This window comes from Actinoplanes sp. NPDC000266 (assembly GCF_042899005.1).
Taxonomy (GTDB): Bacteria; Actinomycetota; Actinomycetes; order Mycobacteriales; family Micromonosporaceae; genus Actinoplanes.
In genome coordinates, this window is the sequence record NZ_JBIAZI010000008.1 from 32,409 (window position 1) to 54,167 (window position 21,759).

The 21,759-nt window shown below is 71.1% G+C and carries 17 protein-coding genes and 1 pseudogene; 10 read left to right on the forward strand and 8 right to left on the reverse strand.

Annotated features, from left to right (window positions below; genetic code table 11):
* Positions 1–23: 23 nt before the first annotated feature.
* Complete coding sequence (locus tag ACFY36_RS30535; protein ID WP_499749360.1) at positions 24–1,505, reverse strand: MFS transporter; 1,482 nt, start codon at positions 1,503–1,505, stop codon at positions 24–26.
* Between ACFY36_RS30535 and ACFY36_RS30540 the strand changes: the two genes are divergently transcribed.
* The 3 genes from ACFY36_RS30540 (at position 1,504) to ACFY36_RS30550 (ending at position 6,381) form a co-directional block, all read left to right on the forward strand.
* A complete protein-coding gene (locus ACFY36_RS30540) occupies positions 1,504–2,538 on the forward strand; it encodes a Gfo/Idh/MocA family protein (RefSeq protein ID WP_499749361.1) in 1,035 nt (344 codons plus the stop codon). The genes ACFY36_RS30535 and ACFY36_RS30540 overlap by 2 nt on opposite strands.
* A gap of 79 nt (positions 2,539–2,617) precedes the next feature.
* The gene (locus ACFY36_RS30545; RefSeq protein ID WP_499749362.1) at positions 2,618–5,668 is read left to right on the forward strand and encodes a putative bifunctional diguanylate cyclase/phosphodiesterase; all 3,051 of its coding nucleotides are present in this window, start codon (positions 2,618–2,620) and stop codon (positions 5,666–5,668) included.
* 50 nt (positions 5,669–5,718) lie between these two features.
* Positions 5,719–6,381 carry a GNAT family N-acetyltransferase gene (locus ACFY36_RS30550; protein WP_499749363.1) on the forward strand — a complete coding sequence of 221 codons (663 nt, stop codon included), beginning with the start codon at positions 5,719–5,721 and terminating at the stop codon, positions 6,379–6,381.
* On the opposite strand, the gene ACFY36_RS30555 is transcribed toward ACFY36_RS30550, so the two are convergent.
* From ACFY36_RS30555 to ACFY36_RS30565, 3 genes are all read right to left on the reverse strand, one after another.
* The gene (locus ACFY36_RS30555) at positions 6,370–6,630 is read right to left on the reverse strand and encodes a hypothetical protein (RefSeq protein WP_499749364.1); all 261 of its coding nucleotides are present in this window, start codon (positions 6,628–6,630) and stop codon (positions 6,370–6,372) included. The genes ACFY36_RS30550 and ACFY36_RS30555 overlap by 12 nt on opposite strands.
* A gap of 51 nt (positions 6,631–6,681) precedes the next feature.
* Positions 6,682–7,071: a ChaB family protein gene (locus ACFY36_RS30560; protein ID WP_499749365.1), complete on the reverse strand. Its 390-nt coding sequence runs from the start codon at positions 7,069–7,071 to the stop codon at positions 6,682–6,684.
* A 274-nt stretch (positions 7,072–7,345) separates the two neighbouring features.
* On the reverse strand, positions 7,346–7,732 hold the full coding sequence (locus ACFY36_RS30565) for a hypothetical protein (protein WP_499749366.1): 387 nt from the start codon (positions 7,730–7,732) through the stop codon (positions 7,346–7,348).
* Positions 7,733–8,426: 694 nt separating this feature from the next.
* Between ACFY36_RS30565 and ACFY36_RS30570 the strand changes: the two genes are divergently transcribed.
* Positions 8,427–9,050, forward strand: a complete 624-nt coding sequence (locus ACFY36_RS30570; protein ID WP_499749367.1) for a maleylpyruvate isomerase N-terminal domain-containing protein — start codon at positions 8,427–8,429, stop codon at positions 9,048–9,050.
* On the forward strand, positions 9,050–9,601 hold the full coding sequence (locus ACFY36_RS30575; protein WP_499749368.1) for a hypothetical protein: 552 nt from the start codon (positions 9,050–9,052) through the stop codon (positions 9,599–9,601). The genes ACFY36_RS30570 and ACFY36_RS30575 overlap by 1 nt, the downstream gene beginning before the upstream one ends.
* Here the strand turns inward: ACFY36_RS30575 and ACFY36_RS30580 are convergent.
* The gene (locus ACFY36_RS30580; protein WP_499749369.1) at positions 9,598–10,080 is read right to left on the reverse strand and encodes an HIT family protein; all 483 of its coding nucleotides are present in this window, start codon (positions 10,078–10,080) and stop codon (positions 9,598–9,600) included. The two genes, ACFY36_RS30575 and ACFY36_RS30580, sit on opposite strands and share 4 nt — an antisense overlap.
* A gap of 42 nt (positions 10,081–10,122) precedes the next feature.
* Here ACFY36_RS30580 and ACFY36_RS30585 point away from each other — a divergent pair, with 42 nt between their 5' ends.
* The 3 genes from ACFY36_RS30585 to ACFY36_RS30595 all read left to right on the forward strand — a co-directional run bounded on the left by ACFY36_RS30585 (position 10,123) and on the right by ACFY36_RS30595 (position 15,979).
* Positions 10,123–11,046: a phosphotransferase family protein gene (locus ACFY36_RS30585; RefSeq protein WP_499749370.1), complete on the forward strand. Its 924-nt coding sequence runs from the start codon at positions 10,123–10,125 to the stop codon at positions 11,044–11,046.
* Between the two features lie 93 nt (positions 11,047–11,139).
* A complete protein-coding gene (locus ACFY36_RS30590) occupies positions 11,140–11,739 on the forward strand; it encodes a hypothetical protein (RefSeq protein ID WP_499749371.1) in 600 nt (199 codons plus the stop codon).
* Positions 11,711–15,979 carry a hypothetical protein gene (locus tag ACFY36_RS30595; RefSeq protein ID WP_499749372.1) on the forward strand — a complete coding sequence of 1,423 codons (4,269 nt, stop codon included), beginning with the start codon at positions 11,711–11,713 and terminating at the stop codon, positions 15,977–15,979. Before ACFY36_RS30590 ends, ACFY36_RS30595 begins: the two co-directional genes overlap by 29 nt.
* A gap of 56 nt (positions 15,980–16,035) precedes the next feature.
* Here ACFY36_RS30595 and glgX read toward each other — a convergent pair whose 3' ends face one another.
* Both glgX and ACFY36_RS30605 read right to left on the reverse strand, forming a co-directional pair.
* Positions 16,036–18,144, reverse strand: a complete 2,109-nt coding sequence (gene glgX / locus ACFY36_RS30600; protein ID WP_499749373.1) for a glycogen debranching protein GlgX — start codon at positions 18,142–18,144, stop codon at positions 16,036–16,038.
* A gap of 103 nt (positions 18,145–18,247) precedes the next feature.
* Positions 18,248–18,904: a VanZ family protein gene (locus ACFY36_RS30605; RefSeq protein WP_499749374.1), complete on the reverse strand. Its 657-nt coding sequence runs from the start codon at positions 18,902–18,904 to the stop codon at positions 18,248–18,250.
* Between the two features lie 87 nt (positions 18,905–18,991).
* Between ACFY36_RS30605 and ACFY36_RS30610 the strand changes: the two genes are divergently transcribed.
* Positions 18,992–19,336, forward strand: a complete 345-nt coding sequence (locus ACFY36_RS30610) for a ClpX C4-type zinc finger protein (RefSeq protein ID WP_499749375.1) — start codon at positions 18,992–18,994, stop codon at positions 19,334–19,336.
* Between the two features lie 222 nt (positions 19,337–19,558).
* Positions 19,559–20,358: pseudogene (locus tag ACFY36_RS30615) on the forward strand (DUF8817 family protein).
* A 155-nt stretch (positions 20,359–20,513) separates the two neighbouring features.
* Here ACFY36_RS30615 and ACFY36_RS30620 read toward each other — a convergent pair.
* Positions 20,514–21,713 carry a citrate synthase 2 gene (locus ACFY36_RS30620; protein ID WP_499749376.1) on the reverse strand — a complete coding sequence of 400 codons (1,200 nt, stop codon included), beginning with the start codon at positions 21,711–21,713 and terminating at the stop codon, positions 20,514–20,516.
* Positions 21,714–21,759: the final 46 nt, after the last annotated feature.

Consider the following 21,759-nt stretch of genomic DNA (forward strand, 5'->3'; position numbering starts at 1 on the left):
CCGCCGGGGCCGAGAGGTCAGAACTACCTCATACTCGGCTCCGCGGGCTGCCGCTGTCGAGAGCCGGACAGCACGTCGAACAGCGCGGCGGCGAGCGCGACGGCCACGAAGGCGACGGTCAGCCACAGCGCGCCGCGGAACGCCGAGCCCCAGTCGCCGCGCGAGTCCGCGAGCCGGGCGAAGAACAGCGCGCCGACGGCGGCGATGCCCATCGCGGTGCCGATCCGCTGACCGGTCTGCAGCACCGCGCCGGCGCTGCCGGCCCGGGCCACCGGGACCTCCGAGAGCGACAGGTTCTGGTTGGGGCTGATCACCAGGCCGCTGCCGAGGCCGGCGATCAGCAGCGGCAGGGCGGCCGCCGCGCCCCCGCCGCGGCCCTCGACCAGGGTCAGCGCCAGGTCGGTGGCGGCGAGCCCGGCCACCACCATGACCAGGCCGAGCACGACCAGGTGGCGGCCGTAGCGGTTGACGAAGCGGCCGCTGACCGCCGCGCCCACGGCCGAGCCGAGCGCGAACGGGGTCACGGCCAGACCGGCCAGCAGCGCGCTGTAGCCGAGGCCGCTCTGCAGATAGAGCGTGTAGATGAAGAAGATCGTGGTGAAGCCGGCGAAATAGAGCAGGCCGATGAGGGCGCCGAGCCCGTACGACCGGACCTTGAAAAGACTCAGCTCGACCAGCGCCGTGCTGTGCCGGCCGAACCGCCGCTCCCAGACGACGAACAGCGCCAGGATCACCGCGCCGGCCACGGCCAGCAGCCACTTCGCGTTGCCCTGCCACTCGCGCTCCTGCACCAGCGGCAACAGGATCAGCACCACGCCCAGGCCGAGCAGGCCGACGCCGACCGGGTCCAGGCTCTCGCTGGTGCGGCCGCTCTTCTTCGCGGGGATCCACAGGCGGCCCAGGACGACGGCGACGATGCCGATCGGGATGTTCAGGTAGAAGATCCAGCGCCAGCCCTCGGACTCGCCGATGCCGGCGATCAGCAGGCCGCCCAGCAGCGGGCCGACCGCGGTGGAGATGCCGACCGTCGCCCCGAACAGGCCGAACGGGCGGGCCCGCTCCTTCGGCTCGAACATCTCCTGGATCAGGCCGGTGATCTGCGGGTTCATCACGCCGGCGGCGGCGCCCTGCACCAGCCGGGCCACGATCAGCCAGAGCGCGCCGGTGGCCAGGCCGGCCGCCGCGCTGGCCAGGGTGAACAGCACCAGGCCGGCGATGAAGACGTTGCGGCGGCCCCGGGCGTCGCCGAACCGGCCGGCCGGCACCAGCAGCAGGCCGAAGGTCAGCGCGTAGCCGGACAGGACCCACTGCAGCTCACCCGGGGTGAGCTGGAGCTCGTCGCGGATCGAGGGGAGGGCGACGTTGACGATGCTGACGTCGAGCAGGGTCATGAAGCCGGCCACGAGCGCCACGGTCAGGGCGCGCCAGCGCTGGGGATCCGATGTCACTGGTTCACCTTTCCCGTCTGGAAAGGGCCATAACCGTGGATCTAGTGTGTCCCCCATGACGTCGTTCGCGGTGATCGGGTCCGGGTGGCGGGCCGAGATGTTCTGGCGGCTGGCGGCCGCGCTGCCCGACGTCGAGTGCGTCGGCGCGGTCGTGCGCACCCCGCGTGACCTGCCGGTTCCCACGTTCGGGTCGCTGGAGGAGATCCGGCCCGACTTCGTGGTCACGGCGGTGCCGTGGGAGGCCAACCCGGACGTGATCCTCCAGGCCGTGCAGCGGGGCCTGCCGGTGCTGGCCGAGACCCCGCCGGCGCCGGACGCGGCCAAGCTGTTCGCCCTGTGGCAGCTCACCGGCGACACCGGCCTGGTGCAGGTGGCCGAGCAATATCTGCTGGTGCCCGCGCACGCGGCCCGGCTCGAGGCGGTCCGCGCCGGCCTGATCGGCCAGCCGACCCAGGTGCAGGTCTCCTCGACACACATGTACCACGCGGTGTCGCTGATCCGGGGCTATCTCGGCCAGGGCCGTGGACCGGTCACGGTGCGGGCCTCACGCACCACGGCGCCCCTGGTCGATCCGCTGACCCGCGACGGCTGGACCGACGCGGCCGAGCCCCGCCCGGCCACCACCACGATCGCCACCCTCGACTTCGGCGACGGGCGGTCCGGGCTGTACGACTTCACGGACAATCAGTGGCACAACCAGCTGCGCTTCCGGCGGATCCTGGTCCGGGGCACCCACGGCGAGCTGCGCGACGACGAGATCGTCCGGCTGGCCGGGCCGCGCACGATCGTGCGCACTCCCCTGGTCCGCCGGCAGACCGGCTACGACCTGGATCTCGACGACTTCGACACCGACACGATCACTTTCGGCGACCGTGTCCTGTTCCGCAACCCGTTCCCCGGCCGCCGCTACAACGACGAGGAGATCGCCATCGCCACCCTGCTGCGGCGGATGGCCTCCTGGGTGCGCGGGGAGGGCCCGCCGCCCTATCCGCTGGCCGACGGCGCCCACGACCACCTGATCGCGCTGGCGATCGAGGAGGCGGCGGGCAGTGGTGAGACGGTGACCGTTGACGCCCCTCCGTGGATTTAAGCTAAAGCATCGCCACTCGATCCCGATGGGATCCGGGACGGCGCAAGCCAGCCGTCCCGCGGAGCCGATCGGAGGGCGGATGACGACGCGAGCCGCTCGCGTGGGCTTCTGCGCGTGGATCGTCGCGCTGACCGCCCTCTATTACGCCTTCCCCGGCGGTCACCTCTACACCTGGGCCCTCATCGGTTACTCCAGCGCCGCCATGGTGCTGCTGGGCGCCCGGCTCAACCGGCCCGGGCACCGCCTGCCGTGGTATCTGATCTCGGCCGCGCTCGCCTTCTTCACCACCGGCGACACCTGGTACAACCTGATCGTCGCGCTCGGGCACACGCCGCGCTTCCCCGGTCTGGCCGACCTGTTCTACCTGCTGGTCTATCCCCTGCTGACGGCCGGTTTCCTGCTGTTCGTCCGCTATCGCGGCACCGGCAGCAACCGGGCCGCGCTGCTCGACTCGCTGGTGCCCACGGTCGGGCTCGGCCTGCTCTCGTGGGTCTACTGGATCGCGCCGTTCACCCGCTCGCACGACCTGTCGCTGCTGGAGAAGCTGGTCTCGATCGGCTATCCGCTCGGCGACGTGCTGGCGCTGGCCATGACGCTGCGCATGCTGACCGGCCCGGGCCGGCGGCCCCGGGCGCTCACCGCGATCGGCGTGGCCATCGTCGGCCTGCTGGTCTCCGACATCTTCTACGGCCAGTCCCAGCTCAACGCCGACTGGACGCTGGGCGGGCCGGTCGACTTCGGCTGGGTCGTGTTCTACGCCGTCATGGGCTACACGGCGCTGATGCCGTCGATGCGCGAGCTCACCCAGGAGCAGCCGGCGCAGGCCAGCAGCGACATGGGCACCCGGCGCATCGTGTGGATGGCCGCCGCCGCGCTGATCGCGCCGGTGGTGCTCTACATCGAGTGGATGCACGGCCGCGAGATCGAGGCGGCCCGGCAGGGCGTCGTCGACGCTCCGGTGATCGCCGCCGCCGCGGCCCTGATGTTCCTGCTCGTGCTGGCCCGGGTCAACGGGCTGGCGAGCGCCCAGCGGCAGGCCCGGTCCCGCGAGCGCGCGCTGCGCCAGGCCGGCACGATGCTGTTCTCGGCCGCCACCGAGCAGGACGCGGCCCGGGCCGTCCGCGACGCCGTGGCCACCCTCATGCCGCGGGACTTGCCCTACCGGCTCAGCCTCACCGGGGACGCCGGCGACGTCGAGCACGTGCCCGGCCTGCGCCTCATCACCGCCGGCTCTCTTCCGGCCGGGGTGCCTTCGCACGGTTTCGACCATTTCCTGTACGCCACCATGCCGCTCCCGGGCACCGGACGGCTCGGCGCCGGGCTGCTCGGCGGCGACGGCGCGGTGCTGCGCGAGCTGCTGCCCTCGTTCGAGGCGTACCTCGCCCAGATCGAGGTCGTCATGCAGCGCATCGGCCTGACCGGCGAGGTCAACCGGCGCGAGAGCGAGGCGTACTTCCGCACGCTCATCCAGAACGCCACCGATGTCATCCTCATCGTCGGCGAGGACGACCTGATCCGCTACGCGAGCCCGTCCGCGGCCACCGTGCTCGGCCACCCCGACCTCGAGGGCACCCCGCTGGCGGCGCTGATCGCGGTCAGCCACCACGAGGCGATGCGCGAGATCCTCGGCGGCCTGCGCGACGGGCAGGGCGAGCTCGACGCCCCCGACCTGGCCGTGCTGCGGGCCGACGGCTCGCTGCTGCAGGTCGAGTGCACCGGCCGCGACCTGCGCGACGACCCGACCGTGCGCGGCGTGGTGCTGACCGTCCGCGACGTCACCGAGCGCCGGCGCCTCGAGAAGGACCTGTCCCACCTGGCCTTCCACGACGGCCTGACCGGACTGGCCAACCGGGTGCTGTTCCGCAACCGGCTCGACGAGGCCTTCGCCGCCGCGTCCGAGTCCGGCCTGACCCTGGGCGTCCTGTTCCTCGACCTCGACGACTTCAAGGAGGTCAACGACACCCTCGGGCACGCCGTCGGCGACGAGCTGCTGGTCACCGTGGGCCGGCGCATCGACGAGATCATCGGCACGTCGGGCACGGCGGCCCGGATGGGCGGCGACGAGTTCGCCGTCCTGGTCGCCGACGACCCCGAGGCCGTCGCCGCCCGCCTCGTCGAGGCCCTGGCCGTGCCGGTCGAGGTCGGCGACGGCCTCGGCGGCAGCCACATCGTCAGCGGCGCGGCCAGCGTCGGCGTGGCCACCAACGGCGACGCCGATTCACCGACCGAGCTGCTGCGCCACGCCGACCTCGCCCTCTACCAGGCCAAGGGCGCCGACAAGGGCACCTGGCAGCGCTACCGGCCGGAGCTGCACACCGAGATGGTGCAGCGCCTGGAGACCCGGGCCGCCCTGCACGAGGCGATCGACGACAACCAGCTGCGCGTCATGTACCAGCCCATCGTCGACCTGCGCACCGGCGAGATCGTCGCGGTGGAGTCGCTGGTCCGCTGGCAGCACCCGGCGCGGGGGCTGCTCGGCCCGTACCACTTCATCGAGATCGCCGAGGAGAGCGGCGCCATCGTGCCGATCGGCGGCTGGGTGCTGCGCGAGGCCCTCGCGCAGCTGGCGGCCTGGAAGGCGGCCGACCCGCAGACGACACTGCGCTACGTCAGCGTGAACGTGTCGGCCCGCCAGTTCCGCACGCCCGGCTTCGTCGACCAGGTCCACCAGGCGATCACCGAGGCCGGCGCCCGCCCCGAGTGGCTGCTGCTGGAGATCACCGAGAGCCTGCTGCTGCGCGACGCCGACCAGGTCGCGGCCGACCTGCGCACGCTGCGGGCCCTGGGCGTGCGGATCGCGATCGACGACTTCGGCACCGGATATTCGTCGCTGAGCTACCTGCGGCAGATGCCGGTCGACGTGCTCAAGGTCGACAAGTCGTTCATCGACGACATCCTCGGCAGTGACCAGCAGCGGGCCCTGGTCGACGCGATCGTCACGCTCGCGCGGAACCTGGACCTGGCCGTCGTGGCCGAGGGCATCGAGGACGCCGGGCAGCGGGCCGCGCTGATCGGCATGGACTGCCCGTACGGCCAGGGCTACCACTTCTCCAAGCCGGTGTGGCCGGACGAGATCCCGGCCCTGGCCCACGACGCGAAAGCTTTGGTTTCGTCCCCGGCGCGAGGGTAATTCGGGTTATTCGCTGGCGGTCATGGGCGACGGCGGTGCAGGGTCGAGGCGTGCTGGAGAATCCCGTGTGGGCCGCCCTCTCCGGGCCGCAGGCCTGCTTCGCCGAGGCGTCCGGGGACGCCGTCCGCTATCAGCCCGAGTTCTCGCCCTTCGCCGCGCTGTCCGACCCGGACGACCCGGCGGCCTGGCGTGACCTGGCCACCCTCACCGACCGGGCGCTGCTCACCGGCCCGTCGGTCACCCCGCCCACGGGCTGGGAGACGACCGGCGTGACCACCGGCGCGCAGATGGCCGGGCACGGCATGACCGGCGTGCCCGACGAGGAGGCGGTGGTGCTGACCGAGACCGACGTGCCCGAGATCCTCGACCTGATCGAGCGCGCCCAGCCCGGCCCGTTCGGCAAGCGCACCGTCGAGCTGGGCCGCTATCTGGGCATCCGGCACGAGGGCAAGCTGATCGCCATGGCCGGCGAGCGCTTCCAGCTGCCCGGCTGGACCGAGGTCAGCGCCGTCTGCACCGACCCCGACTTCCGGGGCCGCGGCCTGGGCGCCCGGCTCACCATGGCCGTCGCGGCCGCCATCCTGGAGCGCGGCGACCTGCCGTTCCTGCACGTCAGCGCGGAGAACGTGGGAGCCATCCGCCTCTACGAGCGGCTCGGCTTCCAGGTCGACCACGAGGTGGTGTTCGCCGCCGTCCAGCGCTCACTCGCCTAGGGCGCCGTCCGGGTCGGGCGTGGCGCCGCCATTGTCGGCGAAGCGGTCCTTGAGGTCACCGATCCGCTGGAGCACGTCGGCCAGCTCGCCCCGCACCCGCGCGAGCCGGTTCTGCTCATCGTGCGGCAGCCCGCCGCCGTGGTCGTGGCTGACCAGCGTCGACTCGGCCTCCTCGAGCTCCTCCCGGCGGGTGTGCAGGCGGTTCAGCTCACTGGCGTACTCGGTCTGCGTGATCTTCTCTGGTTGCATGGCCGTCGTTTCCCCAGAAACGACGGCCCCGACACGCGACCCGCGCCACACCTAAGCCTTGCGGTCGGCCCGCTTGTTGGCCTTCTGGATGGCTTCGACGAGCTCCGGCTTGGTCATCCGTGAGCGGCCGGTGATCTCGAGCCTCCTGGCCACCTGCATCAGATGGTCCTTGCTGGCGTTGGCGTCGACCCCGCCGGCCGTCTCGGCCCTGGTGCCGCGCCCGCCGGCGGCCTTGGCGTCGCTCGGGCCCTTCTTCTCCTTGGGCTCCCAATGGTCGCCGACCTTCTCGAACGAATGCTTGACAGCGGAGAAGGCCGTACGGTGGGCCCGCTCGCCCTCGCCGTACTGCTCGACGGCCGAGTCGTGCGTCGCGGCGTACGTGTCCTGTGCTTTCTTCGGCGAGCGCTTCAACGTCGCCGGCATGTCCTCGCGTGCTGGCATGTTCCCGCAGTTCCCGGCACACGAGGTCGCAAACCGTCCTACGCTGAAACGTGTCGGACGGTGAGTTCTGGACGTACACCGGGCTGCTGGGGTTGAGCGGCCTGGTGCTGCTGGCCCTGTGCGTGACCGGTCTGGGTCAGTCCGGCTTCCTGCGCGGGGTGGACGCGCTGCTCGGGCTCGGCTTCCTGGGCTACGCCGGTTATCTGGCGCTGGCCCGGCCGGACGACCCGTTCACGTTCTACTACATCTTCGCGCTGCCGGCGCTGGCCGTGATCTACGCGATGGTGTGCCTGCGCCGGGTCATCAAGCTGCGGCGCCTCGCGGCGAGGTTCGTCCCTGACCCGTACGCGGGCGAAACCGGCGACGCGCACACGGAGAGGGCGCCGTTCCCGACGCCGCCGAGCCCGCTGTCGTCGCCCGCCCCGGAGGCTCCCGCCGCACCGCCGCCGTCGTCACCGCCGGCGCGCCGGGGCCCGATGCCGTCCGGCCTGCCGAACCGGCCCCCGTCGGAGTCGGAGCGCCCAACCCGCCCCTCCGGCCTGCCGGAGCCGACGCTGTCACCCACGCCGCCACCCTCGCCTTCACCGTCGCTTTTATCCACGCCGCCGCCTTCACCGTCGCTCGCGCCGCCGCCTTCACCAACGCCCGCGTCATCGCCCATGCCGCCGCCGGAACCTTCTCGGCTCGCGCGGTTGCCTGAGGCCGAGCCGCCGCGCCGAGGGCTCCCGTCCGGACAGCCCTCAGCCGGACCGCCCTCAGCCGGACCGCCCTCAGCCGGACCGCCCTCAGCCGGACCGCCCTCAGCCGGACCGCCCCCAGCCGGACCGCCCCAAGCCGGACCGCGCCGGCTGGAGCTGCCGTCCGGGACCTCCGTAGAGCCCTCTTCCGAACCTTCGCGACTGCCCAACCATGCCGGATATTCCGGGTTTGCCGGGTCAGTCGGCCCGACAGGGCCAGCCGGGTCTGCCTCGGCGGCCGGGCCGGCCTCAGCGGCCGGGCCGGCCTGGGCGGCTGGGCCTGCCGGGCCCGCTTGGGCGGGCGGGCCCGCAGGGCGTTCTTCCGGCCGGCCGGAGATCGCGCCGCCCGACTACGCCGGGCGTCACTCGGTGTCCTCGGAGACGCCACCGCCTCCGGACCAGCGGAACGCCGCCGGGACACCGCCGCACCCGGACCAGCGGAACCCCGCCGGGACACCGCCTCAATCCGGTGACCGGAACCCCACGGATCGGTTCCCCCAGTCGCCCGGGTACGCGCCGCGGACGTACGAGAACCGGCCTGAAGGCGGGCGGCACCGGGCGGCCGAGCCGGACGACTCGAATTTCGCCTGAGCCGCGGCCGGTGGCAGATTGGTCGCCATGGACTACCGCCGGACCTTCCGCGCCGCCGCCGTCACCTTCGTCGACCTGGTCTCCCGTGTGCCGGCCGAGCGCTGGGACTCCCCCGGCCTCGGCGAGTGGACCCTGCGCGAACTGGTCGCGCACACCGCCGGCTCGGCGCTGCGCCAGGTTCCCGGCGTGCTGGGCGCCCGCGCCGAGACGGCCGTCGTCACCTCGCCCGAGGCGTACTGGACGTTCGCCCGGTCGGTGCCGGCCGACGTCTACGCCGAGGCGGTCGCCGCCTCCACCACACTCGCCCGGCAGGCCGCCGCCGAACTCGGCGACGCCCCGGCCGGGCTGATCGGCGAGCTGGCCGGGCGGGCCACCCAGGCGCTGGCCGCCGCCGGTGACGACGACGTGGTGTCGACCGCGGTGGGTGGCATGCGCGTCCGCGACTGGCTTCCCACCCGTACGTTCGAACTGGTGGTCCACGGTTTTGACGTCGCCGCCGCGGCCGGTCTGGAGGCGGCCTTCCCGCCGGACGCGGTCGCCGAGGCCACCGCGCTCGCGGCCCGGGTCGCGGCTGCGCTGGGTGACGGTCCCGCGGTACTCTTCGCCCTCACCGGCCGCGCGCCCCTGCCGAAAGGTTTCTCCGTCCTCTGATGTCCACTTTCGCGCTCGCCGGCCGCCGGGTCGTCCTGTTCTCCGCCGTGTACGCGGCCCTCGTGGTGATCGTCCAGGCCGTCAGCCTGACCGTCGTCACCAGCGGCGCCACCGATCCGACCTCGGTCGCCACGACCGCGTCGGTGCTGCTCGTGGGCAGCGTGGGCGGGCTGATCGGCGTGGTCTGCGTGCTGGTCCTGCTCATCTCGGTCACGGTCTGGGTGATCGCGGCCCACCGGCTGGCCCCTTCAGGTCCGGGCCTGGCCGGCTACGGGGGCCTGGCGCTGGCCACGGTGCTGATCGTCCTGGCTTACGTGCTGCCCGCGCGCATGCCGACCGTGACGACGATGGCGGTCACCGAGACGGCTCTGCGCCTGGGCGCCGTGGCCGTCCTGATCGGGGGCGTGCTCTCGGTGCGGGTCCGGATGCGCCGCCTCACCGGCGAGGTCACCCTGGGCGCGCGGCAGCCGCTGGTCACCGCCGACGACTGGGACGCCTCCAAATGGGACCCGACGGTCATGCGCGAGATCGACCGCCGGCGCCGGTCCTAGCCCTTCTCGAAAAAACCGCGGAGCCGGTCGGCGTACGGCCACCGCCGCTCCGCCTCGACGAAATCCGGGTACGGCGAGGAGCCGTACAACTCGTCGCCGAAGTAACGCGGGAACACGTGCGCGTGATAGTGCCAGGCATCCTGATTGCCGGCCGGCTCGTTGTGCTGCCGCACCGAGGTGCCGTCGCAGGCGTAGACGTGCCGGAGCGCGATCGCGCACTCCCTGACCAGATCATGCACGGCATGCCCGTACTCGCTCGGAAGCTCGTAGAGGTTTTCGTGGTGGGCGTTCGGAACCACCAGCAGATGCCCGTGGTTGCCCGGCCACCACCGCGGCGACACGAACGCCGTCGCCTTCTCGGTGCGGCGCACGATGTCGCGCTGCGTGTTCACCCGGCGCTCGTCCTCGCCGCCACCCACCAGCCGGCAGAACGGGCACACGTAGCCGTCGGGCTCGTGCCGCGCCATGAAGCTCTCCACCGGCTCACCTCCACCATGGACATTATCGGTCATGCTGATCCGATGGGGCTGAGCTGGCTGAGCGAGCCGACCGTGAACGCGTTGCGGGCCGGCTTGCGCGCGGTGGCGCCGGAGCTGGCCGCCGGCGCGATCGTGCCGCGCGGCCTCGAACCGGACGACGACCCGCAGTGGCGTGCGGCCAGCGCGGTCGTGGACGAGCGGTTCGTGGTGAAGTTCGCCTGGGCGGAGCCGCCCGCGAGGCGGATCGTCAGGGAGGCGCGGCTGATCGGCGCGCTGCGGGAGACCGCGCCGTGGATGCCGTTGCCCGTGGTGACCGTGGCGTCCAGCGATCCGGCGATGCTGGTGACGCGCCGGGACGCCGCGGTGCCGTTCTTCGGCGTACGTCACCTGATCCCGCCCTCCGCCCTGACGGCCGTCGCGGCTGATCTCGCCGCGTTCCTGGCCGGCCTGCACGCGCCGGAGGTGCTGAAGGCGATCGCCGGGACGACGCCCGAGCCGGCGCCGCCGGCTTCGACCGGCCGGCTGAGGGACCGATTCGGGCCACTGGCCGGAGCGCGGGAGCGGGTGTCGCGGTGGTGCGACTGGGCCGACCGGGTGCTCGCGGAGCCGGGGCGGACCGCCCTCGTGCACGGCGACTTCCACGGGGACAACCACCTCTGGGACGCGGCGCGGCTGCGCCGCGTGGTGGATTGGGAGACCGCCGGACCGGGCGAACCCGAGTTCGACTTGCGGTGCCTGCCCGGCGACTGCGGCCCCGCCCTGTTCACCGCGACCGTCGCCGAGTACGAGCGGATCTCCGGCACGACCCTGAACGTGGACCGCATCATGGCGTGGCACTTGCGCACGGTCCTCGGTGACGCGCTGTGGCGTACCGAAGCGGGAGTCCCCTTGCCGGACCACCGAACACCGGCCCAGTGGGTCGAAGACCTGGAGGCCCGGTTCGCAGCCCTCGGCGCACCTGGCTAAGTCGGCTATCGGCGCTTTTCTTGAACGACGGCGTGCGACTGCACGATGCTGACGACTCGGTGGTTCGTCACCCACAGTCGTTGGGAGTGGGTCATGGTCGACCCGTTGAGTCTGGCGGCTCTTACCGCTGCCGTGCTGACGCAGGGAATCGGGTTCGTCTACAGCCAGGCGGGCGAACTGCTGCGCCGCCGCCGCGAAAGGCGAAAGCAGGCTGATTCCGGCCGGGACCAGGCGATGGACATGCCGCAACCGGCTGAAGGCCACGAGGCACTTGACGGTGATCTCGGGACCGGACCGGTGAGCCAGGAAGCGCTCGACCGCGACGCCGACCAGCTGGCGGCGTTGCGGGGACTGTTGCAACCCTACGCGGACGGCGACCGGCCCGCGGACGTGACCGATCGGCAGCTGCTGGAACAGCTGGACGCGGCGCGGCTTCTGCTGGAACGGATCTACCAGCGGCACATCACGTTCAAAGGCGAGCGGCGGCCGCCTACCGGCACCGCGCTGGTGGCGGACGCCGGCGACGTGGCACGGTACGCGAGGCAGGTTATCGCCAGCGGGGAGCGCGCGGTGGCGATCGGTGGCGATGTGGTCGGCGGGTCGATCACGACCGGCGACAGCGCTACCTCGGCCGGTGTCCAGGGGGCGCGGGACAACCTGAGGGATGACCCCGGTGGACGGCACCGGCCGTAGTGGAGCGGTGATCGCACCGGGACCTCGAGCCATAGCCGTCGGCGGCGATGTCACGGGGAGCGTCTTCGTCACCGGGAACGGCGTTGTGGTCAACCCCTATCCCGCACTCGGCGACTACTACCTCGATTTCCGGGACGAACTGGCCGGTGCCCGGGATTTCGTCGGGCGCGGGCCGGTCTTCGAGCGCATCTCCGAGTTCGTTCGTTCCCGGCCGGCGGGTTACCTGCGGATCATCGCCGACGCCGGCCTCGGCAAGACGGCCTTGGCGGCCGAGGCTGCTCGCCGATTCGCGGCACCCGCCTTCTTCGCCCGAGCGACGGGTGGCGTGATCCGGCCCGACCAACTGCTCAACCATTTGAGTGTCGTTCTCATCGCCCGCTTCGACCTGCCACACGATCATCTGCCGGCCCGGGCCGGGGAAGATTCCGCGTTCTTCGGCCTGCTGCTCAACGAAGTGTCCGAGAAGGTGACCGAACCGGTCTGGATCGTCGTCGACGGGCTGGACGAGGCCGAGGACCCGGTGGCCGGGCGCAACACCCTCCTGTTGCCGAGGCGGCTACCGCCACACGTCTACGTCCTGCTGACCCAGCGCCACGGCGACTATCCGCTCGTCACCGAGCCCTCGACCCCGGTGGTCGACTACCCGATCGCCTGGAGCGCGCTGACGCACCAGGACGACATCGAGGAGTACCTCCGGCGGCAGCTCGGCCGGCCCGAGATCGCACGGGCCTGCCAGAGCGCCCGGCCACCGGTGGACCCGGCGGCCTTCGTGACGCTGCTCAAGCGGGCCAGCCAGGGAAACTTCACCTATCTCACCTTCCTGCTCGCGGACATCTCCCTGGGCGCGGCCGATGCGGCTCCCCTCGACCTCGACGCCGTTCCGCATGGTCTCGAGGGCTATTACGCCCAGATGTGGCGCCGGATGAGGTCGATAGCCGAGGCCCGGGGAGGTGACAGCTGGACGGCGCTGTGCCGTCCGGTGGCGGGCCTGCTCGCGGCCGCCCAGGAGCCGGTGTCGACGGCATGGCTGGCCGATCTCAGCGGCAACGACGCGGACGACGTCCGCGACCAGGTGATCACGCCGTGGCGTCGTTACCTCATCGGGGAACGCGACCAGGAGGACGAGAGATGGCGGATCATCCATCGCTCCTTCGGGGATTTCCTCTCTCACAAGGTGGATGTACGGGGCCGGCACGCCGCCATCGCGGATCACTATTTCGAGTGGCCGGACCGGTGGGGCGCGCACGACGGCTATGCGACCCGCCATCTCAGCAGCCACCTGCGGCTGGCCGGCGACATCGACCGGCTGACCATCCTGGTCACCGACCGCGGCTGGTTCGAACACCAGCTCACCGCCGATCCCAGCGCCGCGGGCTATCTGGACGACCTTTCCCAGGCGTGGGCGACGGCGTCGAGCGCGAACGCGGAGGCGCTCGAACGCGGCGGTGAGGCGCTCAGCCTCGACCTCGAGCCGTACTGTGCGCTGGCTTCCGCCAGCCTGCACAGCCTGTCCCGCAGCATCGGGTCGGCCCTGCTGAGCTCTCTCTTCGAGGCGGGCGTGCTCCGCCCGGAACAGGCGATCGCCCTGACTCATCAGAACCCGCATCCCGAGGCCAGGAGCAGAGACATCGAGGCCTTGGCTTCCCTTCTGCCGGACAACGCCCTGTCGCGGGTCCTGGCCACCGCGCGATCCATCGACGAGAGCGGGCCGCGGGTGGCCGCCCTCGTCGCGGTCGCCGGCCGCCTGACCAAGGGCGACCGCGACGACGTGCTCTCCGAGGCGCTGATCGCGGCACGGTCGATGGACGACACCTACTCCAAAGTCGACGCGCTCGTCGCCGTCGGCTCCGAACTGCCCCCGGACGACCGGAGGCTCCTTCATGACGCCGCCGTCTCCGTGGCGCGACAGCTCGAACCCGACGATCGCACGACGCAACTGGCCTGGATAGCGGCCGACATGGACGAGCCGGGCCGGTCCCGGCTGATCGAGGAAAGCCTCGCGTCGGCGCAGTCCATAGCCGACACTCAGGAGAGAGCCGACACGCTGATCAATCTGCTCGTCTACATGGAGTGGCGGGAGGGCGAGCGACGAAAGATCGCTGACGAGGGTGTGGCGGCCGTCCGCGCCCTCGCCGAACCGGGCGACCGGGTGCGGGCCATGACATCGCTGCTGCCGTACGTGCCCGCGGACGACGCCCCGGCACTCGCGGAGGAGGTGCTCGACGACGGGCGGTGCCTGACCGACCCGTACGACAAGGCCGATGTGCTCGGTGGACTGCTCGCCTATCTGCCCGGAACGCTGGTGCGGAGCGTGCGGGACGAGGCGCGCACGGCGGCGCACGACATCGACGGCGAAGACGCCAAGGCCAGGCAGCTGGTCCATCTGGCCGGCCAGGCTCCTGACTCCGCTCGTGGATCGCTGCCGGACGAAGCGCTCGGCATGGCCCGGACCGCTTCCACCGATCAGGTTCGAGCGTCATTGCTCACCCTCCTCGCCGCGCAGCTCCCCGAGGCGCAGGGGCGGCCGGTGTTGTACGAGGCCCTGGCCGTCGCCCGGCACATGGACGACGACCGCGCGAGAGCGCGGGCGCTCGTCGATGTCGCCGTCACCCTGCCCGGCGATCGGGCGAGCCCGATCCTCCGCGAGGCTTTCCGCATCCCCGCGGCGATGCAGGCGCTGGGAGCGGTCGAGGCGGACGAGGTCGAGTGGATCGACATGGTCGTGACCGTGGCGGAAAGGCTCGGCCCGGGCGACAAGCGGAACGCGCTGCTCGCGGAGGCGTTGAGCACCGCGCAAGGCATCGATCCTGCGTACGACCGGGCCCACGCCCTGGTTTCCTTGGCCCTGAGGCTCGGAGAGGATGAGAACCGGGTCATCCTGGAGGCGTTCGCGTCGGTTCCCTCGATCCCGGGCTTCCGGGAGCGGGCCGAGATCCTCACGGCCGTCATCCCGTCGCTGGACGCCGCGCGCCGGGGCGAGGCGCTCCGTGATGCGCTGGCCGCGATCCGCGACAGCGATTGGTCGACGTTCTCCGGCACCGTGAACATCACGGACGACCTCGTGGTCGAGATCGGCCGCATGGCGTGGAGCGCCGGCGGGAAGGCGGCCGCCCTGCTCAACCTCGCCCTGGCCGTGGAGGGCCCGCAGCGCGCCGACTTGATCGACGAGGCGTTCGACGCTCTGTACGACATGTCGTTCGGACAGCAGGTGAACGCCCTCGCGTCGATCGCCCCGCATCTCGCCGGTGAGCAGGTTCGACCGGTCCTGGACGAGATCGGGTCGATGACCACCGATCCGTTACGTGAGCAGGCCATATCGGCGCTCGTCCGGGCATTGGCCGCACTCGTCTCCCCCGGAGAGGCCCGCCGCAGAGCCGACGCGATCTACGGAGGCGCCATACCGGAGGAGCTGTCGGCCACCTTGGCGGTCGATCCGCATGACGCTCCTCCCGAGCCGCTCTTGAACTCCGGCTCCACGCGGACCCATTCGTTCAAGTCATGGGATATATCGGACTTGTACCGCCTGGGCGGCCTTGCCACCATCACGATCGACGCGGATGGCCTCGATCAGCAGCAAGTCCGGCTGATCTGGGACGCCATCTACGTCAGACTCCTGGAGGAGCTGTGCGGGAGACTGACGGCGCCAGAGCTGATCAAGGTGTTGACGGCGGTGGCAGGTCACCGGTCCGGCCGCGACGACATGTGGCAGACCGCGGTGACCGCACTGCTCGTCCGCCTGGTCGCGCTCGGTTTCCCGGCGGAGGCACTCGCTCGAGCGCGAGCGCGATGGGGAGCCCGGATGCCCACCGCGGCGGCCGTGTCCCTCGCCGAGGTGATGCCGGACGAGCAGAAGGGCACCCTCCTCCGGGAGGCCTTGCTCTCCGCGCGGGGGCGCGAGAACGAGATCGCGGTGATCCGGGCCCTCGCGTCGGCGACGCCGCAGTTCGCCCCAGCGGAGCGGGAGCAGATCGCCCAGATGGTCACGGGCTTCGTCAGCGGTTCCGAGGCCGAGCCGTCGGTGTCGGCCCTGGCTCTCCTGGCTCCGCACCTCGGCCTGCTTCCGGGCCGGCAGCGCCTGGCGCTGTGGCAAAAGGCGCTACGTCTCGCGTCGACCGGCATCCGCCGGGACCTGCTCGCCGGCCTTCCCCCACTGCTGATCCTGGTCGAGGACATGGTCGACGAGACCTTCTGGCCCCGGCTGGCCGACACGCTGCGCGCGATCCGGCGCTGGTGGCCCTGAGGCGCCTGGTACTCCCCGGGTGGGGTGAGCAGGGCGCTCACCCCACCCGAGCCTTCTTAATAGCGGCAGCGAAGAACCACCATCGTGTGGCCCGACACCTCGTACTGGCCGCCGGCCTTTGTCGTTTTGCGGCGGGCCGCCAGCAATGGGTCGGCGGTGTTCACGACGACTTCCCACGTCCGGCCGAACTGGCGGTCGGGGAGGGTGAAGGCGACCCGTTCGCCCAGTGGATTGAACAGGATCAGGAACGAGTCGTCGGTGATGACCTCGCCCAGGGCGTCCCTTTCCGGAATGCCGTGGCCGTTGAGGTAGACCGTCATGGTCATGCCGCTGCGGGTGTTCCAGTCGGCCTCGGTCATCGGCTGGCCGTCCCGGCGCAGCCAGGCGATGTCGGGAATCTTGTCGTCCGTCACCGGGTCGCCGGTGAAGAAGCGGCGGCGGCGGAAGATGGGGTGCTTGGCCCGCAATTCCAGGAGGCGGCTCGTGAAACCGGTCAGTATGTCCTGGTTGCGCGCGTCCACCCAGTCGACCCAGGCGATTTCGTTGTCCTGGCAGTAGACGTTGTTGTTGCCGCCCTGGGTCCGGCCCAGTTCGTCGCCGTGGGCGATCATCGGAACGCCCTGGCTGAGGAGCAGGGTGGCCAGGAAGTTGCGTTTCTGGCGTTCGCGCAGGGCCACGATGTCGGCGTCGTCGGTGGGGCCTTCGACGCCGCAGTTCCAGGAGCGGTTGTGGCTTTCGCCGTCGCGGTTGTCCTCACCGTTCTGGTCGTTGTGCTTGTCGTTGTACGACACCAGGTCGTTCAGGGTGAAACCGTCGTGCGCGGTCACGAAGTTGATGGACGCGATCGGGCGGCGGCCGTCGATCTCGTACAGGTCGGAGCTGCCGGTGAAACGGGACGCGAACTCACCCAGGCTGGACGGCTCGCCACGCCAGAAATCGCGCACCGAGTCGCGGTAACGGCCGTTCCATTCGGTCCACAACGGCGGGAATCCGCCGACCTGATAGCCGCCGTCGCCGACGTCCCAGGGCTCGGCGATGAGCTTGACCTGCGACACCACCGGATCCTGGTTGACCAGGTCGAAGAAGGCGGCCAGCCGGTCGACGGCGTGGAACTCGCGGGCCAGGGCGGCCGCCAGGTCGAAGCGGAAACCGTCGACGTGCATCTCGGTCACCCAGTAGCGCAGCGAGTCCATGATGAGCCGCAGCGATTCGTGGTGCCGCACGTTGAGGCTGTTACCGGTGCCGGTCGTGTCGTAGTAGTACTGCTTCTGCTCGTCGACCAGCCGGTAGTACGCGGGATTGTCGATGCCCCGGAACGACAGCGTCGGGCCGAGGTGGTTGCCCTCGGCGGTGTGGTTGTAGACGACGTCCAGGATGACCTCGATGCCGGCCTGGTGCAGCGCCTTCACCATCGACTTGAATTCCTGCACCTGTCCGCCGTGCCCGTCGAACGAGGCGTATCCGTTGTGCGGGGCGAAGAAGCCGATCGTGTTGTAGCCCCAATAGTTGGTGAGGCCGCGGTCGATGAGCGTGCTGTCGTGCACGAACTGGTGCACCGGCATCAGCTCGACCGCCGTGACGCCCAGCTTCTTGAGGTACTTGATCATCGCGGGATGGGCGAGCCCGGAATAGGTGCCGCGGACGTCCTCCGGAATGTCCGGGTGCCGCTGCGTCATGCCCTTGACGTGAGCCTCGTAGATCACGGTCTGGTGGAACGGGATCCGCAGCGGCCGGTCGTTGCCCCAGTCGAAGAACGGGTTGATGACGACGGACTTCTGCGAATAGGGCGCCGAGTCCTGGTCGTTCACCGAGTCCGGGTCGCCGAAGTTGTACGAGAACAGCGCCTGGTTCCAGTCGTTGCGCCCGTCGATCGCCTTGGCGTACGGGTCGAGAAGCAGTTTGTTCGGATTGCACCGCAGCCCGTTCGCCGGATCGTACGGTCCGTGCACGCGATATCCGTACCGCTGCCCCGGAACCACCCGGGGCAGATAGCCGTGCCAGACCAGCGCTTCCCGCTCCGGCAGGTCGATCCGCGTCTCGACGCCGTCGTCGTCGAAGAGACAGAGCTCGACCCGCTCGGCCACCTCCGAGAACAGCGCGAAATTGGTGCCCCCGCCGTCGTACGTCGCGCCCAGCGGGTAAGGGTTCCCGGGCCAGATTTTCATGCCGCTGTGCTTCCCCGTTGAGCGCCTGCTGAACCGGGGGTCTCACGCTGCGCACCAAGTGCTCCACATCACACCGCTTCGCAGGCCGATACCGGCCGATTTGTCACCGCGACGACGTCGACTCGCCCGAGGGCTTCGCGGCCTGGCCGGCAACATCGCGCCGGCCCGCACCATCGAGCGCGACGGCGGGGTCCTCGAGAGCATCCGCGACACCGGTCACGGCCTGGTCCGGCGCTACTGGATCACGCTGTTGCCGGAGCGACACCAGCGCCGCCAGTCCCGCGCCCGCGGCGTTGAGCAGCACATCATCCACCGAGGACACCCGGTCCAGCTGAAGGACGTACTGCAGGGTCTCGACCACGATCGAGCACGCGGCCCCCAGGGCGAGGACCCGCGGCACCGACCTCAGCACCGCGAACCGCAGCGGACCGAAGAACCCGAGAGCCGCGAACACCAGCAGGTTGCCCACGATCTGAACGGTCGCGGACACCGGCCCGTCGGCCACCACGGCGATCAGATCGCGCAGCGGCACCAGGTTCACCCGCGCCCGGTTGACGTCGTCCCCGTCGTTGGGCAGCAGGATCATCCAGACCCACGGCGCCGTCCCGTAGACGATGCCGACCTCGGCCAGCGACCGCCGCCACGCCCCGCGCCGCCTCGCCAGCGCCCACGTCACGAGCGCCGCCAACGGAAACGCGATCACGGTCAGCAGGACCACTCCCGTGATCGTCCCGAACCAGCCGTGCCAGCCCTCGATCATGCCGCGCATGCTAGCCAACGGTTGCCCGCCGAGGCCGTCAGGGTTAGCCTGACATCGTCAGGGCGGTCCTGACGCAAGGAGGCTCCCATGACAGACCTCGACCTGCGCTGCTCCTTCTGCGGAAAACCCGAGGCGGAGGTGTCCCAGCTCATCGCCGGCCCCGGCCCGATGATCTGCGACGAATGCGTCCACCTCTGCAACGACGTCCTGGCCGGCAAGCGCCCCGAGGGCGTACGCCTCTGGGACGACCAGACCGACGAGGAGCTGCTGGCCACCATGGTCCGCGTCGCCTCGCTACGCCATCACGTCGACCGCGCCGTCGGCCGCATCGCCCGCCTGCTGCGCGCCCGGGGCACCACATGGACGACGATCGGCAACGCCCTGGGCATCACGAAACAGTCGGCCTGGGAGCGTTTCTCCGGCGAGGATTAATTCGATGTCGTAGCGGGGTGGTGGGTACCGACCGCAACTCACGTCGAGGGCCCGGGCGGGGCGAGCAGGGCGCTGCGCGCCCAGAGCGCTCACCCCACCCGGGCGGCCTGCGTAAGTGGTTGCGCTCTTCAACTGCGATCGCGTCGGCCGATCGGGCGGGCCGCGGCGATGATCGGCTATTTCCATGTGCGACGGGCCATGCGCCACGCCTAGGAAAGAGCCATGGCCAACGAGGTAACCGTCCCCCTGCTGCCCTGCGCGTCGATCGACGACATCGTCGCCTTCTACGGTGTTCTGGGCTTCGACACGACGTACACCCAGCGCAAACCGAACCCCTGCGTAGGACTGCGACGCGACGACCTGAACCTGCAGTTCTTCGAGATCGCCGGCTTCGACCCGGAGCAGTCGTACGGCTCCTGCCTCGTCATCACCTCGGACATCGCGGAACTGCACCGGGCTTTCGCCGCCGGCATGCGGGCCGCGTACGGCAAGATCCTGGTGTCCGGAATACCGCGGATGACCCGGCCCAGGGCTCGGAAGAACGCCGACGGCCTGGGCGGATTCAGCGTGATCGACCCGGGCGGCAACTGGATCCGAGTTTTCCAGAACCCCGCCACGACACCCGCCGCGCTTTCGTCCGCGCCCGCGCCTTCGTCCGCGCCGCCGTCTGCGCCCTCGTCCACGTCCGCGCCCTTGTCCACGTCCGCGCCCTTGTCCTCGCCTGCCGGGAGACTCGCCAAGGCACTGGCGAACGCCGTCGTGCTGGCCGATTCCAAGGGTGACGCCGCCAGGCGGCCCGCATCCTCGACAGCGCGCTGGCCCGCCCGCGGGACGACGACGACCCCGTCGCACATGTGGAGGTTCTGGTGTACCGGGCGGAACTGGCGATGGTGCTCGACGACCGGGAAACCGCGACGGAGATGCTGGCCCGCGTCGAGCACATCGCACTGAACGCCGACGAGACCGAGAGGGCGGCACCGGCCTTCGAGAACGCTGCCGACCTCGCATCAGCGCTGCGATGAGCTCGGCTGATCGCAGCGCTGACGCGGACTGCCCAGGTCCGATCCCGGCCGATGCGATCCGCACGAGCGACAAGGGCGGGCGGCTGACTTTCCGTCGGCCGCTGACTTCCGGCGGGTCGCGCCTTGGGCAGGGCGGCCCGTCGGCGACGGCTTAGCTACACGCTGCGGCGTTTGACGGCGTCCGGCCAGCCCGGAAGGTCGGTGGCGGCGCGCTCGGGCGGGCCCACGTAGTCGGCGGACGGGCGGATGATTTTGGCCAGGCGTTTCTGTTCGAGGATGTGGGCGCTCCAGCCGGCCGTGCGGGCGCAGGTGAAGACGGCGGCCAGCAGGTCGGCGGGGACCTCGGCGAAGTCGAGGACGATGGCGGCCCAGAACTCGACGTTGGTGGCCAGGACGCGGTCGGGTTTGCGCTCGCGCAGCTCGGCCAAGGCGGCCCGCTCCAGGTCGAGCGCCACCTCGTAGCGGGGCGCGCCCAACTCACGGGCGGTGTCGCGCAGGATCGTCGCCCGCGGGTCCTCGGCCCGGTAGATGGCGTGGCCGAAACCCATCAAACGGTTGCCACTGTCAAGCACCTGTTTGACATAGCGCCGGGCGTCCTCGCCGCGCTCGACGGCCTCGACCATGCCGAGCGCTCGGGCGGGGGCGCCGCCGTGCAGTGGGCCGGACAGCGCGGCGACGGCCGCTGAGAGGCAGGCGCCCACGTCGGCGCCGGTGCTGGCCACGACCCGGGCGGTGAAGGTGGAGGCGTTCATGCCGTGCTCGGCGGCGCAGACCCAGTAGCGGTCGATCGCGGCGACGTGCCGCGGATCCGGCTCACCCCGCCACCGGATCATGAACTGCTCGGTGACGTCCCGCCCGGCGTCGACCAGCCGCTGCGGCACGGCCGGGCGGTCACCGCGTGCCGAGACCGCCACCCGGTCGAGCATCGCGGCCGTCGCGAAGGCGAGGTCGGCCCGCGCCTGAGCATGGTCGACGTCGATGAGCGGCCGCAGCCCGAGCGCCGCGGCGGCCGCTTGCACGTCGACGCGCGCGTCGCCGGTGCGTACGGGCACCGCGAAAGAAGCCGCCGCCGGCCCGGACGCCACTGGCCCGGACGCCACTGACCCGGACGCCGCCGACCCGGGCGCCGACCCGGACGCCACCGACGCGGAGGCGATCGCAGCGGGCGACGGCGTCAGCGGGTGGGCGAAATCGCCGTCGGTGAGCAGGCCCCAGACGTCGCCGAAACCGACGACTCCGGCCAGCGAGCGCACGTCGACGCCGCGGTAGCGCAGCGCTCCGCCGTCCCGGTCGGGCTCGGCGATCTCGGTGTCGAAGGCTACGACACCGGCCAGTCCTGGATTGACAGTCAGCATGTCCTCACGATGCGGCCCGTACATGTTGACGTCAATGTTGATTTAG

Excerpts from the sequence above, each read along its gene's own strand:
- ACFY36_RS30540 (WP_499749361.1), top strand. The coding sequence starts at position 1,504 with ATGACGTCGTTCGCGGTGATCGGGTCCGGGTGGCGGGCCGAGATGTTC.
- ACFY36_RS30535 (WP_499749360.1), bottom strand. The coding sequence starts at position 1,505 with ATGGGGGACACACTAGATCCACGGTTATGGCCCTTTCCAGACGGGAAA.
- ACFY36_RS30545 (WP_499749362.1), top strand. The coding sequence starts at position 2,618 with ATGACGACGCGAGCCGCTCGCGTGGGCTTCTGCGCGTGGATCGTCGCG.
- ACFY36_RS30555 (WP_499749364.1), bottom strand. The coding sequence starts at position 6,630 with ATGCAACCAGAGAAGATCACGCAGACCGAGTACGCCAGTGAGCTGAAC.
- ACFY36_RS30560 (WP_499749365.1), bottom strand. The coding sequence starts at position 7,071 with ATGCCAGCACGCGAGGACATGCCGGCGACGTTGAAGCGCTCGCCGAAG.
- ACFY36_RS30565 (WP_499749366.1), bottom strand. The coding sequence starts at position 7,732 with ATGGGCGATGACGCGGGCGTTGGTGAAGGCGGCGGCGCGAGCGACGGT.
- ACFY36_RS30570 (WP_499749367.1), top strand. The coding sequence starts at position 8,427 with ATGGACTACCGCCGGACCTTCCGCGCCGCCGCCGTCACCTTCGTCGAC.
- ACFY36_RS30575 (WP_499749368.1), top strand. The coding sequence starts at position 9,050 with ATGTCCACTTTCGCGCTCGCCGGCCGCCGGGTCGTCCTGTTCTCCGCC.
- ACFY36_RS30585 (WP_499749370.1), top strand. The coding sequence starts at position 10,123 with ATGGGGCTGAGCTGGCTGAGCGAGCCGACCGTGAACGCGTTGCGGGCC.
- ACFY36_RS30590 (WP_499749371.1), top strand. The coding sequence starts at position 11,140 with ATGGTCGACCCGTTGAGTCTGGCGGCTCTTACCGCTGCCGTGCTGACG.
- ACFY36_RS30595 (WP_499749372.1), top strand. The coding sequence starts at position 11,711 with ATGACCCCGGTGGACGGCACCGGCCGTAGTGGAGCGGTGATCGCACCG.
- glgX (WP_499749373.1), bottom strand. The coding sequence starts at position 18,144 with ATGAAAATCTGGCCCGGGAACCCTTACCCGCTGGGCGCGACGTACGAC.
- ACFY36_RS30605 (WP_499749374.1), bottom strand. The coding sequence starts at position 18,904 with ATGATCGAGGGCTGGCACGGCTGGTTCGGGACGATCACGGGAGTGGTC.
- ACFY36_RS30610 (WP_499749375.1), top strand. The coding sequence starts at position 18,992 with ATGACAGACCTCGACCTGCGCTGCTCCTTCTGCGGAAAACCCGAGGCG.
- ACFY36_RS30620 (WP_499749376.1), bottom strand. The coding sequence starts at position 21,713 with ATGCTGACTGTCAATCCAGGACTGGCCGGTGTCGTAGCCTTCGACACC.